The following is a 17,739-nucleotide window of genomic DNA, read 5'->3' as shown; positions in this document are numbered from 1 at the left end:
TCTCCACACTCCAGATAAAAATAAAGAATAATGGATTATTTTACTGCTAATTGTGCATAAGCGCTAGCATGAATAAACACTTATCCACACAAAAGCAAAATAAAAACCAATAAGGTGCGAATAGATATGAAAAAACCAGTAAATATAATAAATCACGCTATCTTTTAGCAATTAGTTATAACTAAACGCTATTTATAATTCATTTTACATTAGAATATCATGCACGCATTAAACATATTATTTGCGTAACCAGGGTGGCTCATGAAAAAACTATTATTAGCAGCAGCAATGCTTGTAAGTACAACATTAACAAGCGTAGCACACGCACAAGAAACAATTAAAGTCGGTATGTCAGGTAACTACTTCCCGTTCACTTTTTCAAAAAATGATCAACTCCAAGGTTTTGAAGTGGATTTATGGAAAGAGATCGCCAAACGTAATGATTCAAAAGTAAAATTCATTACTGTTAATTTTTCCGGCCTATTTGGAATGCTAGAAACAGGTCGTATCGATACGATTTCAAATCAAGTAACCATCACTCCTGCACGCACAGCCAAATATTCATTTAGCCAAACTTACGTGTATGATGGTGCTCAAGTCGTGGTAAGAAAAGGCAATACCGAAATTAATGGTGTTGATGACCTTGCAAACAAAACAGTTGGCGTAAACTTAGGCTCTAATTTTGCTGATTTATTACGCAAATACGATACCAATAACAACATTACCATCAAAACCTACGACACTGGTATCGAACGTGATGTAGCATTAGGTCGTACCGATGCGTTTGTGATGGATCGTTTATCATCACTTGAATTAATTAACAAATCACCATTACCGTTACAACTTGCAGGCCCAACGTTTGAAACTATCGAAAATGCAATGCCATTTTTGAAAACAGAAAAACAAGAAGCACTACGCCTAAAAGTAAATACAACGCTGGATAGCATGCGTGCAGATGGCACTCTAGCTGCAATTTCAGAAAAATGGTTCTCAACGGATATCACTGTAAAATAAATGCAATTTAATCTTGAGTACATGCTAAATCTGTTCCCGATACTGCTTAAGTATTTGGGAACAACCATGCAGATGGCACTGATTGGTGTCTTTTTCGCCCTGATAATAGCCATTGGCTTAGCGGTTGTACGCACGTTCAAAATACCTGTGCTCAATCAATTAGCTATGTTATTTATTTCTTTCTTTCGTGGTACCCCGCTCCTTGTACAGTTATTTTTGCTTTATTACGGTCTGCCGCGAGTATTCCCAATATTGATAAACATGGATGCATTTACCGCATCCGTGATTGGATTAACCCTGCACTTTGCTGCTTACAAGGCTGAAAGTATCCGCGCAGCAATCATGGCGGTGGATAAATCACAGATGGAAGCCTCACTCAGTATCGGAATGACCTCGAGTCAAGCGATGCGCCGTATCGTGCTCCCACAGGCTGCGCGAATTGCGACACCATCATTGATGAATTACTTTATCGATATGATCAAAAGCACATCTTTAGCATTTACGCTAGGTGTTACCGAGATCATGGCGAAAACGCAGATGGAAGCTTCATCAAGTTTTTACTTCTTCGAAAGCTATCTGGCTGTTGCGCTGATTTACTGGGCAGTGGTACTCGTCTTTACCCAAATACAAGTTCATTTAGAACGTTATCTCAATAAGGCGTATTAGCATGATCAAAGTAGCTAATTTAAGTAAGCATTTTGGTGAGAATGTGGTTTTACGCCAAATTAATTTAGATATCAAAGAAGGTGAGACCACCGTTATTATCGGTCCTTCAGGAACAGGAAAATCAACACTATTACGTTGTTTAAACTTTCTAGAGCAACCAACAACCGCTACTATTACTATTGATGATTTAGTTGTAGATGCCAATAGTGCCACTAAAAAACAAATTACGGAGCTGCGTAAAAAAACCGCCTTTGTGTTCCAAAACTATGCACTGTTTGCCAATAAAACGGCGCTCGAGAACATAACCGAGGGCTTAGTTACCGTCCGAGGTAAGTCGGCTGAAACCGCAAGAAAGGAAGCGCTTACTATCCTTAAAAGTATTGGTTTAAGTGATAAAAAGGATAGCTACCCTTCTTCACTTTCAGGTGGACAGCAACAACGAATCGGCATAGCACGAGCAATGGCAGCACAAAGTAAAGTAATCTTATTTGACGAGCCGACATCAGCATTAGACCCTGAATGGGTGGGTGAAGTTCTCGGATTAATGCGTGAATTGGCCAACCAAAAGCAAACAATGCTAATTGTTACGCACGAAATGCAATTTGCAAAAGAAATCGCAGACCAGGTGATTTTTATGGATCAAGGTCAGATTATTGAACAAGGATCCGCGGATATGATCTTTAATAACCCGCAAGATCCTCGTACTCGAACATTTTTACAGCGAGTAAATCAATAATCAGTCGTTATAAAGTGGATAAATTAGCAGCGCTTACTTGTTAGTTAGTAAATAGCCTGTATAATTCCCCGCTTGATCCCTTGTGATCAGATTGGAATAACAGCAATTATTAAACCGAATTATAATTTTTATCTGTATAGATAAGAATTTAGCCTATTATTTCATGTATCCAATCGCATAATAATCGGCCGAGAATATCGAATTTAAGTAAGATATTGCTATTTTCACGAGGCGAGTATTGATTAATTATTGACTTGTTTTACAAGAATGATTAAAATTCCGCCTCTTTTTGTGTTAGTCAAGTTGACGACCGGTCATTATTTCTTGGCTAACTCAACATAACTGTACAGTTAAATTTATAACGGATAAAGCTATGAAACGTACTTTTCAACCAAGTAACCTTAAGCGTAAACGTTCACACGGTTTCCGCGCACGTAAAGCAACTGTAGGTGGCCGTAAGGTTCTTGCACGTCGCCGTGCAAAAGGTCGTAAGACTTTAAGCGCTTAATTATCAGACGTGATAGATAAGAGCTTTCCTCGGGAGTTACGCTTGTTAACTCCCGAACACTTCAAAAACGTATTCGCAGACCCTGTGCGATCAGCCTCACCTCATATAACTATACTTGCCAAAAATAACTCACTTGGACATCCTCGTCTTGGTTTAGCTGTACCCAAAAAAGCGATTAAACTTGCTGTCGGCCGTAACCGAGTTAAACGTCTATTCAGAGAAAGTTTTCGGACACGCCAACATGATTTTCCTAATGTTGATATCGTGGTTATCGCTAAATCTGGTATTGCAAACTTGGAAAATGCAGAAATCGATGCATTATTGGAGAAGTTATGGCGCAAACTTTGTCGCCGTTGCAATGGTTAGGCACCAAATTAATACGAGGGTACCAATTATTCATTAGTCCGATGATTGGACCTCGCTGTCGCTTCACTCCAACGTGTTCTCAATACGCGATAGAATCAATAAAACTCCACGGATTTACAAAAGGTTGTTGGCTCACAGCCAAACGTCTATTAATATGTCATCCTTTTAGTAATAAACATGGTTACGATCCTGTACCAGAACCCAAACAAAGAGATTAATTAGATTATGGAATCCCAACGTAATTTACTTGTCATCGGATTATTGTTTGTCAGCTTTTTGCTATTCACCGAGTGGCAAAATAAAGACAACCCGGTTGCAGTACCAACAACGACTCAAGCGATCAGCAATGGTTTAACTGGCGATATACCAGCAGGCAGTGACTCATCAACTGATGCGCCAAACAGCAAACAATCAAATAACCTGATCACGATTAGCTCAGATGTACTTGAACTGACTATCGATACATTAGGTGGTGATATTGTTCGCGCCGACTTACTTGACCATGCTACAGAATTAGATTCTGAAGAACGTTTCACCTTATTACAAAATGATGCGACAAATGTTTATGTCGCACAAAGTGGTCTTATTGGTAAAAATGGTCCAGATGCAAATGCAAATGGTCGTCCACAATATAGTACGACAGCGAAAAGCTTCACTATTTCAGGTGATACATTAGATATCCCATTATCATATACAGACGAGAATGGAGTTAAATTTACGAAAGTATTTACTCTTACACGCGGTAGTTATGATATTGAAGTTAGCTACAAAGTTAACAACCAATCTGCTAATGCGATTTCGGTGCAAATGTACGGTCAATTAAAACAAAATATTGATCTTGCAGAAGACGAAGGTAGCAGCATGATGATGAAAGCTTATCGTGGTGCAGCACTCGGCACGACAGATAAGCGTTATGAAAAATACGATTTCAGTGATATCAGCGATGCGAACCTAAGCCGTACAACTACAGCTGGTTGGGTTGGTATGTTACAGCATTACTTTGTAACAGCCTGGATCCCTGGCGATAGCCAAAACCATTTCTATAGCTTAAACATTGGTCGTACTGAGTTTACTAAAGGTCAAGCGATCATTGGTTTCAAACAACCAGTTGAAACAGTTGCCGCAAACAGCGAAAAAACTATCTCAGCAAAACTTTGGGTTGGTCCAAAATTACAAGATGAGATGGGTGAACTGGTTGAAGGCCTTGACCTAACCGTTGATTACAGCTGGTTGTGGTTCATTGCACAACCGCTATTTAAATTACTTCAGTTCTTCCATGGCTTAGTAGGTAACTGGGGTATTGCTGTAATAATGATCACGTTTACCGTGCGTGGTGCAATGTATCCGCTAACCAAAGCGCAATACACATCAATGGCAAAAATGCGTTTACTGCAACCTAAACTGACTGCACTGCGTGAAAAATGTGGTGACGACAAACAAAAAATGTCGCAATCAATGATGGCTTTGTATAAAGAAGAAAAAGTAAATCCATTAGGTGGTTGTTTCCCAATGATCATCCAAATGCCTATTTTCATCTCATTATACTGGGCACTAATGGAAAGTGTGGAATTACGTCACGCGCCATTTGCATTGTGGATTAATGATTTATCAGCACAAGACCCGTACTACGTATTACCGCTATTAATGGGTGTTACTATGTACATGATCCAAAAAATGTCTCCGACACAAGTTCAGGACCCAATGCAACAGAAAGTAATGCAGTTTATGCCTGTTATGTTTACTTTCTTCTTCTTGTGGTTCCCTGCAGGTCTAGTTCTATACTGGTTAATGAGTAACGTGGTTACTATTATCCAACAAACTATTATTTTCCGAGCTCTGGAAAAACAAGGTTTGCATAGTAAGAAATAAACTTGCTAACCTTATCAAGGCGGCCCTTGTGCCGCCTTTTTTCATATCAGAAACCTTACTATCTTCGGGTAATCACATGCTAACTAATGAAACTATCATTGCTCAAGCCACACCGCCAGGACGAGGTGGTGTTGGTATTATTCGTATCTCTGGACCAAAAACAGAGTTAGTCGCTCAGGCTGTTTTAAATAAAATTCCAACAGTGCGTAAAGCCGATTACTTATCTTTCCTGGATGAAGAGCAGCAAACAATTGACCAAGGTATCGCGATCTTGTTCAAAGCACCAAATTCATTTACTGGTGAAGATGTTTTAGAATTACAAGGTCATGGTGGCCCTGTGATAATGGATATGCTGATGCGTCGAATTCTAAAAATAGACGGTATTAGAATGGCCCGTCCAGGGGAATTCTCAGAGCGTGCATTCCTCAATGATAAAATGGATTTAACCCAAGCTGAAGCAATTGCAGATCTAATCGATGCAACCTCTGAACGCGCAGTTAAATCAGCAATGAACTCACTGCAAGGAGAGTTCTCGAAAAAGATTAATACTCTAACCGAAAGTTTAATTCACTTACGCATTTATGTTGAAGCGTCGATTGATTTTCCAGAAGAAGAAGTTGATTTTCTTGCTGATGGTAAAATAGCCCAAGCATTGTATAAGATCATGGATAACCTTACAGCTGTACAGAAAGAAGCAAAGCAAGGAACCATCATTCGCGAAGGTATGAAGGTTGTTATTGCAGGTCGTCCTAACGCCGGTAAATCAAGCTTGCTAAATGCATTAGCAGGGAAAGAATCTGCGATTGTGACAGACATCGCAGGCACTACGCGTGACGTATTACGTGAACATATCCATATTGATGGCATGCCATTACATATTATTGATACAGCTGGTTTACGCGAAAGCCCGGATCGTGTTGAACAAATCGGTATTGAACGAGCTTGGGAAGAGATCAACAATGCGGATCAAGTTCTATTTATGGTTGACGGAACCACAACAGATGCAACGGATCCTGCCGAGATTTGGCCTGACTTTATTGATCGCCTACCATCATCGATCGGACTCACCGTGATCAGAAATAAAATGGATCTAACCGGAGAGACCTTAACATCGAGTGAAGATCAAGGCCATTCCATTTTTAAAATATCAGCAAAAGAGAATCTTGGTTTAGACGAATTAAAAAACCATTTAAAAGAATGCATGGGTTATCAAAGTAATACAGAAGGTGGGTTTATTGCTCGACGTCGTCACTTAGATGCGATAGAGAAAGCCGATGAGCACCTTCAAGTAGGCAAATACCAACTTGAAGTGTATATGGCTGGTGAGCTTCTTGCAGAAGAACTACGATTAGCGCAAGAGCAACTGTCAGAAATAACCGGCGAGTTCACTTCGGATGATCTTCTTGGCCGTATCTTTACTTCATTCTGTATCGGTAAATAAAAATAAAAGTGATGATCCTAATTGGGATCATCACTTTATCCACAGCACCAAAATTTACCATTGAAGCAAGATCATGATACCCACATCCAATACACTTCAGCAACGATTCAACAAGATCCTATTACAAAGCCATCCACAGAGTTACCCACAACTTAAGCCCGCTGAATAACAACAATAATAACAACTAAAACTGTAAATATAGTGGCTTTGTAAAGCATTTTTTTAGACCTTAAAAATGGGTTTAGTCGATTAAAAAATTAGACTTTATACCCCGGCAATACAAACCTTAATATCTAACTTATGCTCTATACAAAACTCACTGGCCTGCAGCTGAGAGATATATCCCTGCGCTAACAGCAAGTTTATTTCACTGTATAAGTTAGCCTCCTCTAATAGCTTACCAGGCCCCGTGTGCTCTATCACAGAGCTAGCTTCAACTTGTTCATATAACGCTTTAACCACAGGTCCAGGTAACTGCCAAGATTGTGCTATCAGTGCAGACAAGCGCAATGAATGCTTAGTCATCATTTGACGGAATAACTTGGAGTTTGGTCTAAACTGTGGATCACTAATATTCATCTCATCCACAATCAATTTAAACAATGCAATTTTACCCACATCATGGATCAAACCAATGAAATATGCTAAATCAGGATCACCCCCCCTACTCTTCGCCAGCTTTTTTGCCCACAAGGCAGTGGTTAACGAATGTTTCCACAAATACTGACCAAACAACTTAAAATAGATCGGCTTTATTTCGGTTATATTTTGCATAACGATCGTCAATACAATCGATTTAATTTGCAAACCACCTAAACGAACAACGGCCTCTTGTAAACTTGTCACTTCTTGAGAGCCTAATTGATAGTGCGCAGAATTGACTAACTTAATCACATCCGCAGCAAGAGCAGGATCTTGGGTAATCAAGGCTGTCAATTGCTGTGCAGTATAATTATCACTGTCAATTAAGCTTGATACTTTATGTAATACCGCAGGTAATCTAACTACATTCAAAGCAATGTTTTCAGGGCACGCTACACTTGCTTCAACTTTAAGCAAAATACTTTTTTCTAATGGGTTCAAGCCCAAATTAGCCTCTGTATTCACTTCCTGATTATTAAACAATAAATCATAAAAAAGAGAACTAGTGTCAATTATCTCATCCCTCACAGCGACATCAGGTATACTGACTTTAGGTGTCGCAACATTATTAATGACAGGTTTAGTGGTTTTTTTTCTTACTTGTTCTGTCGCGTTAAAGTTCCCGAATACATTAATAAAACGTTGAAATAATGAAGCCATAAGCGCCTTAATCAGCAATAAATAAAATAGTTATAATTGATGATATTTTACAATAAAACTATCGTAATAAACCATAAAATAAGAGGAAAACATGTATACATTTGAAATTATTGTTGGCACTACACTGGGAGCTGCAGAATATGTAGCTGATCATTTAGCTGAGAAACTTGTTGATCAAGGTTTTCAAGCCAACATACACCTCGATCCTCAGCTAAAGGATTTACCGATCAACAAAAACAACCCTTGGATCATCTGCACAGCAACCCACGGCGCTGGTGATTACCCAGAAAACATAGCCCCGTTCGCACAACAACTCGCACAAAACAATCCCGATTTAAGCTTGATTAAATACAGTGTGATCGCACTAGGCTCTAAATCTTATGATCAATTTTGCAATGCAGGACACATGATCGATCGTCAATTAACACTATTAAATGCCGAAAAGGTGGCGATCGCACTCGAAATTTGCACGCTGGAAACGCCGATTCCTGAAGATGCGATCGACATATGGTTCCCTGAATGGTCTAAAAAATGGCTATAATATAACCATGATCGTGTTTTTTTATTTTTATTTTCTGTGGATAACTATAGATCTTTCTTGTGATCAACCTATAGTTATCCTTGTAGAATAAATCAGTGTACACATGAGCTGTGTATAACTAGGCTATTTACACCCAACTTATACGTAACAAGCACAACCCTTACTAACAGCAAGTGATCACAGCTAAACGCATGATCTTTCTAGATCAAAGAGGGTTATCAACAGATCAAGCCGCCCTTAATAATAGATCTAATAAGATCTCTTATAAGATCTTAAGATCAACAGTTAGATCTAAATTAAAAATATATTTAAGATCATTTGCATCTGTTAGAGAAAACCGTAAACTGTGCCGCTCTGAATATATCCGCCAAATAAAACCGAGGTGATACATGGCATACCATGAACAATTTGAAGTTATCGTCGTAGGTGGCGGACATGCTGGCACAGAAGCTGCTGCTGCTGCTGCTCGTATGGGACGAAATACATTATTATTAACCCATAACATCGATACGCTTGGACATATGTCATGTAATCCAGCCATCGGTGGTATTGGTAAAGGTCACTTGGTTAAAGAAATTGATGCACTTGGCGGCATTATGGGTCAAGCCACTGACCTCGGTGGTATCCAATTTAGAACATTAAATTCAAGTAAAGGTCCGGCAGTTCGAGCGACACGTGCACAAGCGGATCGTTTATTGTATAAATCAGCAGTACGCCAAAAACTTGAAAATCAGCAAAACTTAACTATATTCCAACAGTCTGTTGATGATCTTATTATTGAAAACGATCGTGTTGTTGGTGTTGTAACGCAAGCAGGACTTAAGTTTAAAGCGAAATCAGTTGTATTGACGGTTGGTACATTCCTTGATGGGCTTATCCACATTGGCTTACAGAACTATGCAGGTGGCCGAGCTGGCGATCCTGCATCCGTTTCGTTAGCCGCACGTTTACGTGAATTGCCTATCCGTACTAGTCGTTTGAAAACTGGCACCCCGCCTCGTATTGATGGTCGTACAATTGATTTCTCTGTGATGGAAGAGCAACACGGTGATGCACCTACACCGGTATTTTCTTTCATTGGTAGTCGTAAAGATCATCCACAACAGATACCTTGTTACATTACTCATACTAATAATAAGACCCATGATGTGATCCGTAGTGGTATGGATCGTAGCCCAATGTACACAGGTGTGATCGAAGGCATAGGCCCACGTTATTGTCCATCGATCGAAGATAAGATCACTCGATTTGCAGATAAAGAATCGCATCAGATTTTTATCGAGCCTGAAGGCTTAACAACGCATGAAGTTTACCCTAACGGCATCTCAACAAGTTTACCGTATGATGTACAAGTCGATCTTGTTCGTTCGATCCGTGGTTTAGAGAATGCCCATATTACTCGCCCTGGTTATGCGATCGAGTATGATTACTTCGATCCCCGTGATCTTAAGTTGACGTTAGAAAGTAAATTTATCGAAGGCTTGTTCTTAGCTGGTCAAATTAACGGTACTACAGGTTATGAAGAAGCCGCGGCACAAGGTCTACTTGCTGGTTTAAATGCAGCACGCACAGCACGAGAAGAAGATACATGGCATCCACGCCGTGATCAGGCTTACTTAGGTGTATTAATCGACGATCTTGCAACATTAGGGACCAAAGAACCGTACCGTATGTTTACCAGTCGTGCTGAATACCGCCTATTACTGCGTGAAGATAACGCGGATGCTCGTTTAACGGAGCAAGGTCGTGAACTCGGTTTAGTTGATGATCATCGCTGGCAAGTGTTTAACGAGAAAATGGAAGCCATTGAACTGGAACAACAACGTTTACGCTCTACTTGGATCAATCCTAATAAAGCATTTGCGGATAAGATCAATGCATTACTGGCTAAACCACTCTCACGCGAACATACATTGGAAGATCTTGTTCGTCGTCCTGAGGTCACCTACGATGCCTTGATGACAATCGAAGAGCTGGGTCCTAAACTGGAGCATGAATCTGCTGCAGAACAAGTTGAAATTACAATTAAATATGAAGGTTATATTAACCGTCAGAAAACTGAGATTGAAAAGCAACTGCGTCATGAAAATACCTTGTTGCCAACGGATTTAGATTACGCAAAAATTAAAGGTCTTTCTAATGAGGTTGTAGCTAAGTTAATCGAAGTTAAACCACAAACGATTGGCATGGCATCTCGTATTTCAGGTATCACACCTGCTGCGATTTCAATTCTGTTAATTTATTTGAAAAAACAAAACCTACTCAATAAATAAATAATGAGTACAACAGCCACCGTTAACGCATTTATCGGTGGCTATATAACTGCATTTTTGACATCATTCCCTAATTCGCAATGCTACTATTTAACTAAGGTGCCTCTACCTTACTTAGTAGGTTGTCTTTTTCTTTTTTTCTACGATTTAATATTAACTTAAATAATCGCGTTTTACCGGAGTAAATCTACGTATGATCAACCGCCTCGAAGCATTATTAGCGCAAACCTCTTTGGTTGTTACTGATACACAAAAGCAACAATTAGTGGCATTAGTGGCTTTATTACACAAGTGGAATAAAGCATACAATCTAACTTCGGTACGTGATCCAGATGAAATGTTAGTAAAACATATCATGGACAGTCTTGTCGTGAGCCCTTATTTAGAAGGTGAACGTTTTATTGATGTAGGTACTGGCCCAGGCTTACCTGGTTTACCGCTAGCAATCATGAATCCTGATAAAGAATTTGTGTTACTTGATAGTTTAGGTAAACGAATTCGTTTTATTACCCAAGCTGTACACGAATTAAAATTAACCAACGTCACACCTGTGCAATCTCGTGTCGAAGAGTATCACCCAGAAATTAAATTTGATGGGGTATTAAGTCGTGCGTTTGCTTCACTAGAAGATATGTTACATTGGTGTAAGCACCTACCAAAACCAGATGGATTGTTTTATGCGTTGAAAGGGGTAAAACCAACGGGTGAAATCAAAACATTGAATACTAAATTTAAACTGGAAGTTGCATATAAACTAACAGTGCCAGAGTTAGAGGGCGAACGTCATCTAATCGTCATGTCTGAGATTAAATAATAGGGAACATTTGTGGGCAAAATCATAGCAATAGCTAACCAAAAAGGTGGCGTAGGAAAAACAACTACTTGTGTCAATTTAGCAGCCTCAATGTCGGCGACTAAACGTAAGGTATTGCTGATTGATCTTGATCCACAAGGTAATGCAACCATGGGCAGTGGTGTCGACAAATATAGCGTCGAATATTCTGCCTATGATTTATTGGTTGATGAGAAACCTGTAAAAGAAGTCGTGGTTACTGAAACGTCGGGTAAATATCATCTGATTGCAGCTAACCAAGATGTCACTGCGGCAGAAATTAAGTTAATGGCATTCTTTGCCCGCGAATTACGGTTAAAGAATGCATTAGTGGCGGTGAAAGACTATTACGATTATATTTTTATTGATTGTCCGCCATCGCTAAACTTATTAACAATTAATGCCATGGCTGCTGCTGACTCAATTATAGTGCCAATGCAATGTGAATATTATGCGTTAGAAGGACTTACCGCATTGATGGATACCACCAGTAAATTATCCGCCGCTGTGAATCCTGAGTTAAAAATCGAAGGCATACTACGTACTATGTATGACCCACGTAACCGATTAGCATCTGACGTCTCCGAACAACTAAAGCAACATTTCGGGGATAAAGTCTATCGCACGGTGATCCCGCGTAATGTTCGCTTAGCTGAAGCGCCGAGTTTTGGTGCGCCTGCCATGTATTATGATAAATCATCTAACGGGGCTAAAGCGTATTTAGCACTCGCAGGTGAAATTATTCGTCGTCAAGAATTAGCTGATGAACAGAGCGAACAGACAAAGGAACAAGCATGAACGCGAAAAAACGAGGGTTAGGTAAAGGTCTGGATGCTTTGCTCGGTACCAGTGCCATTGCAAGAACCAAAGAACAAGTTGAAGATGATTTACCGCAATCGATACTAACCGTTGAAAGTGAATTCAAAAAATTACCGATTGAATGGTTGTATCCAGGTAAGTATCAACCACGTAAAGACATGGCTACGGATGCCTTAGATGAATTAGCAGCATCAATTACAGCACAAGGTATTATCCAACCTATCGTGGTGCGTGAATTGAGCGCGCAAAAATTTGAAATTATTGCTGGCGAACGTCGCTGGCGAGCTGCACAATTAGCGGGTTTAAGTAAAGTCCCTTGTATTGTCAAAGATGTGGCTGACGAAGCGGTTATGGCGATGTCTCTAATTGAAAATATTCAACGTGAAGACTTAAATGCAATGGAAGAATCAACTGCATTACAGCGTTTAATCGAAGAATTTTCGTTAACCCATCAACAGGTCGCTGATGCAGTGGGTAAATCACGCGCTTCAGTCTCTAATTTATTACGCTTAAATAGCTTAAATAGCGACGTTAAAATATTACTTGAGCATGGTGATATTGAGATGGGTCATGCCCGAGCATTATTGGCACTTGAAGGTGAACTGCAATCACAAGCGGCAAGCAATATTGCCCAGCGAGGTTTAACGGTTCGGGATACCGAAAAATTGGTGCGAAAGCTACTTGAACCTAAAGCTGAAATAAGCCCAATAAAGGTGAAAGATCCCGATGTTGTTAACCTAGAATATCGCTTATCTGAACGATTAAAAGCCAAAGTTATCATAAAACAAGGTGCAAATGGATGTGGGAAGTTAACAATTGATTATACTAGCCTTGCTGAATTGGATGATATAGTTGCAACTTTGGGTTAAATTTTGACCTCTGGGTGATAAAGATCAAATTAAGTTAATATTTTTTAAAGTTCAGTTATGAGTCAATAAATATTATTTAGCTCAGTAAGATACGCTTTTCTTTACAATAATCTTCACTTGAAATATCAAAGGTTTATATTTTACCCGGTGTCAAAATAACTTTATTTCATAATAACTGCGTTGTATAGAATTTAATATTATAAGGGTGGTACTCATTAGTGGGTAACACCTGTCATATCTCATTTTTCAGAATATTCTACTTAGCTTTCCTTATCTGGCTTGCAATGAGTTGCATTAGCACCACTTCAACGTATAATTTATCCTGCTTTTAGAAGCGTTTTTATATATTTTTTTTGAATGCTTCAAAAAGATTGTTTTAGGGGTTTATTGTGTCAAATAAATTAGCAATGAATGCGTTCAGTCAAGCTATTAAATTGATTGTATTTCAGGTGCTATTAGTGGCCGTTTGCGCATTAACCTTTTTGCTTATTGATGGTGAGCTTTCAGCTCGCTCTGCACTCTTTGGTGGCATTATTTATGTCTTGCCAAATTACATTTTTACCCGTTTGGCTTTCCGGTTTATGGGCGCCAGACAGATTAAAGATGTTGTAGCATCATTTGCATTAGGTGAATCGCTAAAATTGGTACTGACAGTTGTGTTCTTTATTGCGGTATTAGGTTTCGTTAAGGTGAATTATCTTCCTCTTTACGTGACGTTCTCATTAGCAATTGGCTCACAATTATTTGCTCCTTATTTTATGAACAAAAAACTGGGATGAAAAATGTCTGCAACAGGTGAAGCACTAACGTCGACCCAATATATCCAACATCACTTAACTAATTTAGCGGTTGGTGAAGGATTTTGGACTTGGCACCTAGACACACTTTTCGTAACTCTCGCTTTAGGAATTTTATTCTTAGGGACATTCTATAAAGTTGGTCAGAAAGCGACAACGGGCGTACCGGGTAAATTTCAATGTTTCGTTGAAATGTGCATCGAGTTTGTGAACGATATCGTGAAAGAATCTTTTCATGGTCGCAACGCGTTAATTGCACCGCTGTCATTAACTATCTTTATGATGGTTATTCTGATGAATACAATGGATTTGGTTCCTGTGGATTTCATTCCTGAAGCCGCAAAAGCAATGGGAATTGACTACATGAAAGTTGTTCCAACAACAGACTTAAATACGACATTTGCTATGTCATTAAGTATTTTTGCGCTTATTGTTGGTTTCAGCATCAAGGTTAAAGGTATCGGTGGGTTCACTCGTGAACTGACTATGAACCCATTTAACCACTGGTTATTTATTCCTTTTAACTTTGCACTGGAAATGGTTACTTTACTGGCTAAGCCTATTTCATTAGCGCTTCGTTTGTTTGGTAACATGTACGCAGGTGAGCTGATCTTTATTTTGATCGCGCTTATGCCTTGGTACCTTCAGTGGGGACTAAGTGTGCCATGGGCGATTTTCCATATTTTGGTAATCGTTCTACAAGGGTTTATCTTCATGATGCTGTCTATGGTTTATCTAAGCAGTGCATGTGAAGATCATTAATTTATAAACACAAATTTTTAATTAAAATTTTTTATCTTATTGGAGAATAAAATGGAAACTGTATCAGCTACTATTTTCGCTGTTGCTATCTTACTAGGTTTTGCTGCATTCGGTACAGCAATCGGCTTCGCTATCTTAGGTGGCAAATTCCTAGAGTCTTCTGCTCGTCAACCAGAGATGGCGCCTGCACTACAAACTAAAATGTTCATCGTTGCTGGTCTTCTTGATGCGATCTCTATGATTGCAGTTGGTATCGCATTATTCCTATTATTCGCGAACCCATTCATCGCTTAATCAGCTTTTGGTCCACTACTAACCAAGGAGGTTCGTTGTGAATATCAACGCAACTCTTTTAGGCCAAGCGATTTCGTTTACGTTATTCGTACTATTTTGTATGAAATATGTATGGCCACCACTGATTGCGGCTATCGAAGAACGTCAACAGAAAATCGCCGATGGCCTTGCAAGTGCGGATAAAGCTGCTAAAGATTTGAAGCTAGCGGAAGCTAAAGCAACAGATCAATTGAAAGATGCTAAAGCGCAAGCGGCAGATATCATTGATGCAGCAAACAAGCGTAAAGCTCAAATTGTCGATGAAGCTAAAGAAGAAGCAAATGCGGAGCGAGCGAAAATTCTTGCTCAAGCGGAAGCTGAAGTTGAAGCTGAACGTAATCGTCTAAAAGAAGAGTTACGCAAACAAGTAGCTGGTTTAGCTATTGCCGGTGCTGAAAAAATTATCGAACGTTCTATTGATGAAGCTGCTAACAGTGACATCGTAGACAAAATCGTTGCAGAACTTTAACAACTGGGGGGCTTATGTCTGATTTGACTACTATTGCTCGTCCATATGCTAAAGCTGCATTTGATTTTGCCGTTAAGGAACAGGCTATTGATAAATGGCAAGAAATGTTAGCGTTTACGGCGGAGATCGCGGTAAACAAAGATATTTCTACCTTATTAAATGGTGCTGTAAGTGCACACGCTATTGCTGATATCTTTATCAACGTAGCTGATGAGCAACTTAACGAATCGGGCCAAAACTTTATTAAAGTATTGGCCGAGAACGCTCGTTTAAGCGCATTACCAAACATTGTTACTTTATTTGCATACTACAAAGCGGAACATGAGAAATCTGTTGAAGCTGATGTTACTTCTGCAATGCCATTAACGGCAGAGCAAGAAGCAAATATTGTAATCGCGTTGGAAAAACGTTTAGCACGCAAAGTTAAGTTAAATTGCAACGTTGATAACAGGTTAATTGGTGGTTTGATGATTCAGACTGGTGATTTAGTTATTGATGGCTCTGTACGCGGTAAGTTAAATAAACTTGCGGAAGCGCTACAATCGTAATTGGGGAATAGCATGCAACTGAATTCTACAGAAATCAGTGATCTGATCAAACAACGTATTGAAAAATTCAACGTTGTTAGTGAAGCAAGAAATGAAGGTACTATCGTTTCAGTAAGCGATGGTATTATTCGTATTCATGGCCTTGCAGACTGTATGCAAGGCGAAATGATTGAATTACCTGGCAACCGTTTTGGTATCGCACTTAATTTAGAGCGTGACTCTGTTGGTGCTGTAGTAATGGGTTCTTACATGGGTCTTGCAGAAGGCCAAAAAGTACGTTCAACTGGACGTATTTTTGAAGTGCCAGTAGGTCGCAACTTATTAGGTCGTGTTTTAAACACACTTGGTGAGCCTATCGACGGTAAAGGACCAATCGACAACGATGGTTTCTCTCCTGTTGAAGTAATTGCACCAGGTGTAATGGAACGTAAATCTGTTGACCAACCAGTACAAATTGGTATCAAAGCTATTGACGCTATGATCCCAATCGGTCGTGGTCAACGTGAGCTTATTATTGGTGACCGTCAGGTTGGTAAGAGTGCTATCGCTATCGATGCAATCATCAACCAAAAAGATTCGGGCATTAAATGTGTATACGTAGCAATCGGTCAGAAAGCTTCTACCGTTGCTAGTGTTGTACGTAAGCTTGAAGAACATGGCGCAATGGAAAACACTATTCTTGTTGTTGCAACGGCTTCTGAAGCTGCGGCACTACAATACTTAGCACCATACTCTGGTTGTGCTATGGGTGAATACTTCCGTGACCGTGGTGAAGATGCACTAATCGTATATGATGATCTGTCTAAGCAAGCCGTTGCTTACCGTCAGATTTCATTACTATTACGTCGTCCACCGGGCCGTGAAGCATACCCTGGTGATGTTTTCTATCTACATTCACGTCTACTAGAGCGTGCCGCTCGTGTAAACGCTGAATACGTAGAAGCGTTCACTAAAGGTGAAGTGAAAGGTAAGACTGGTTCTTTGACTGCTCTTCCAATCATTGAAACTCAAGGTGGTGACGTATCTGCGTTCGTACCAACGAACGTAATTTCTATTACCGATGGTCAGATCTTCTTGACTACAGAACTATTTAACTCAGGCACTCGTCCTGCTGTTGATCCAGGTATTTCTGTATCGCGTGTTGGTGGTTCAGCACAAACTAAGATCGTTAAGAAACTATCTGGTGGTATTCGTACCGCACTAGCACAGTACCGTGAATTAGCAGCATTTGCTCAATTCTCTTCAGACCTTGATGATGCAACGCGTAAGCAGCTTGATCATGGTGCGAAAGTTACTGAGCTAATGAAGCAAGGCCAATATGCACCAATGAGTGTTGCAGAGCAGGCTCTATCTTTATATGCAGCAGAAACTGGTGCATTAGAAGATGTAGAAGTTAACAAAATTGTTAGCTTTGAAGCGTCTCTACAAGCTTATGCTAAAGCAGAACACGCTGATTTACTTGCTTCTATTAATGAAACAGGCGCGTACGACAAAGATGTTCAAGCTAAGCTAACAAGCTTACTTGCAAGCTTTAAGTCTACACAAACCTGGTAAGAGCGGTGGCAGCCTTTGCTGCCACAGCTAGCTTAATAGG

At 39.7% G+C, this 17,739-nt stretch carries 20 protein-coding genes; 19 read left to right on the top strand and 1 reads right to left on the bottom strand.

The features are described from left to right. The first annotated feature begins 261 nt into the window (after positions 1-261). The 8 genes from HWV03_RS22490 to mnmE all read left to right on the top strand — a co-directional run bounded on the left by HWV03_RS22490 (position 262) and on the right by mnmE (position 6,600). Positions 262-1,014, top strand: a complete 753-nt coding sequence (locus HWV03_RS22490) for an amino acid ABC transporter substrate-binding protein (protein ID WP_211673532.1) — start codon at positions 262-264, stop codon at positions 1,012-1,014. Positions 1,015-1,080: 66 nt separating this feature from the next. Further along, positions 1,081-1,680, top strand: a complete 600-nt coding sequence (locus tag HWV03_RS22485) for an amino acid ABC transporter permease (protein WP_255546985.1) — start codon at positions 1,081-1,083, stop codon at positions 1,678-1,680. A 1-nt stretch (position 1,681) separates the two neighbouring features. After that, positions 1,682-2,416 (top strand): amino acid ABC transporter ATP-binding protein, encoded by a 735-nt coding sequence (locus HWV03_RS22480; RefSeq protein WP_211677977.1) that lies wholly within the window; start codon positions 1,682-1,684, stop codon positions 2,414-2,416. Between the two features lie 373 nt (positions 2,417-2,789). Beyond that, positions 2,790-2,924 carry a 50S ribosomal protein L34 gene (gene rpmH, locus HWV03_RS22475; RefSeq protein ID WP_006034071.1) on the top strand — a complete coding sequence of 45 codons (135 nt, stop codon included), beginning with the start codon at positions 2,790-2,792 and terminating at the stop codon, positions 2,922-2,924. Between the two features lie 42 nt (positions 2,925-2,966). Continuing rightward, the gene (rnpA, locus tag HWV03_RS22470) at positions 2,967-3,290 is read left to right on the top strand and encodes a ribonuclease P protein component (protein WP_045112339.1); all 324 of its coding nucleotides are present in this window, start codon (positions 2,967-2,969) and stop codon (positions 3,288-3,290) included. Then, positions 3,257-3,508 (top strand): membrane protein insertion efficiency factor YidD, encoded by a 252-nt coding sequence (gene yidD / locus HWV03_RS22465; protein WP_075472414.1) that lies wholly within the window; start codon positions 3,257-3,259, stop codon positions 3,506-3,508. The genes rnpA and yidD overlap by 34 nt, the downstream gene beginning before the upstream one ends. A gap of 7 nt (positions 3,509-3,515) precedes the next feature. Next, complete coding sequence (gene yidC / locus HWV03_RS22460; RefSeq protein WP_211677976.1) at positions 3,516-5,159, top strand: membrane protein insertase YidC; 1,644 nt, start codon at positions 3,516-3,518, stop codon at positions 5,157-5,159. Between the two features lie 76 nt (positions 5,160-5,235). Further along, the gene (mnmE, locus tag HWV03_RS22455) at positions 5,236-6,600 is read left to right on the top strand and encodes a tRNA uridine-5-carboxymethylaminomethyl(34) synthesis GTPase MnmE (RefSeq protein WP_211677975.1); all 1,365 of its coding nucleotides are present in this window, start codon (positions 5,236-5,238) and stop codon (positions 6,598-6,600) included. A 264-nt stretch (positions 6,601-6,864) separates the two neighbouring features. Here mnmE and HWV03_RS22450 read toward each other — a convergent pair whose 3' ends face one another. Beyond that, entirely contained in the window at positions 6,865-7,902 is a 1,038-nt protein-coding gene (locus HWV03_RS22450) for an HDOD domain-containing protein (protein WP_211677974.1), read from the bottom strand. 91 nt (positions 7,903-7,993) lie between these two features. Here HWV03_RS22450 and mioC point away from each other — a divergent pair, with 91 nt between their 5' ends. The 11 genes from mioC to atpA all read left to right on the top strand — a co-directional run bounded on the left by mioC (position 7,994) and on the right by atpA (position 17,699). Beyond that, complete coding sequence (gene mioC / locus HWV03_RS22445; protein WP_211677973.1) at positions 7,994-8,443, top strand: FMN-binding protein MioC; 450 nt, start codon at positions 7,994-7,996, stop codon at positions 8,441-8,443. Positions 8,444-8,832: 389 nt separating this feature from the next. Continuing rightward, positions 8,833-10,716 (top strand): tRNA uridine-5-carboxymethylaminomethyl(34) synthesis enzyme MnmG, encoded by a 1,884-nt coding sequence (mnmG, locus tag HWV03_RS22440; protein ID WP_211677972.1) that lies wholly within the window; start codon positions 8,833-8,835, stop codon positions 10,714-10,716. A gap of 193 nt (positions 10,717-10,909) precedes the next feature. Further along, positions 10,910-11,530, top strand: a complete 621-nt coding sequence (gene rsmG, locus HWV03_RS22435; protein WP_211677971.1) for a 16S rRNA (guanine(527)-N(7))-methyltransferase RsmG — start codon at positions 10,910-10,912, stop codon at positions 11,528-11,530. Positions 11,531-11,542: 12 nt separating this feature from the next. Further along, positions 11,543-12,346 carry a ParA family protein gene (locus tag HWV03_RS22430; RefSeq protein WP_211677970.1) on the top strand — a complete coding sequence of 268 codons (804 nt, stop codon included), beginning with the start codon at positions 11,543-11,545 and terminating at the stop codon, positions 12,344-12,346. Beyond that, a complete protein-coding gene (locus tag HWV03_RS22425) occupies positions 12,343-13,236 on the top strand; it encodes a ParB/RepB/Spo0J family partition protein (RefSeq protein WP_211677969.1) in 894 nt (297 codons plus the stop codon). The genes HWV03_RS22430 and HWV03_RS22425 overlap by 4 nt, the downstream gene beginning before the upstream one ends. Positions 13,237-13,625: 389 nt before the next feature. After that, positions 13,626-14,015 (top strand): ATP synthase subunit I, encoded by a 390-nt coding sequence (locus HWV03_RS22420; RefSeq protein WP_211673522.1) that lies wholly within the window; start codon positions 13,626-13,628, stop codon positions 14,013-14,015. Positions 14,016-14,018: 3 nt separating this feature from the next. Further along, entirely contained in the window at positions 14,019-14,795 is a 777-nt protein-coding gene (gene atpB / locus HWV03_RS22415; RefSeq protein ID WP_211677968.1) for a F0F1 ATP synthase subunit A, read from the top strand. Between the two features lie 51 nt (positions 14,796-14,846). Next, complete coding sequence (atpE, locus tag HWV03_RS22410; RefSeq protein ID WP_017223402.1) at positions 14,847-15,089, top strand: F0F1 ATP synthase subunit C; 243 nt, start codon at positions 14,847-14,849, stop codon at positions 15,087-15,089. A gap of 37 nt (positions 15,090-15,126) precedes the next feature. Continuing rightward, a complete protein-coding gene (gene atpF, locus HWV03_RS22405) occupies positions 15,127-15,597 on the top strand; it encodes a F0F1 ATP synthase subunit B (protein WP_211677967.1) in 471 nt (156 codons plus the stop codon). A 14-nt stretch (positions 15,598-15,611) separates the two neighbouring features. Continuing rightward, a complete protein-coding gene (atpH, locus tag HWV03_RS22400) occupies positions 15,612-16,145 on the top strand; it encodes a F0F1 ATP synthase subunit delta (protein WP_211673519.1) in 534 nt (177 codons plus the stop codon). 12 nt (positions 16,146-16,157) lie between these two features. Continuing rightward, positions 16,158-17,699 (top strand): F0F1 ATP synthase subunit alpha, encoded by a 1,542-nt coding sequence (gene atpA / locus HWV03_RS22395; RefSeq protein WP_211677966.1) that lies wholly within the window; start codon positions 16,158-16,160, stop codon positions 17,697-17,699. The last annotated feature ends 40 nt before the right edge of the window (positions 17,700-17,739 follow it).

The organism is Moritella sp. 36 (assembly GCF_018219415.1).
Lineage (GTDB): Bacteria > Pseudomonadota > Gammaproteobacteria > Enterobacterales > Moritellaceae > Moritella.
The sequence above is the reverse complement of the archived record's forward strand: the minus strand, read 5'-3'. Positions and strand labels throughout refer to the sequence as shown.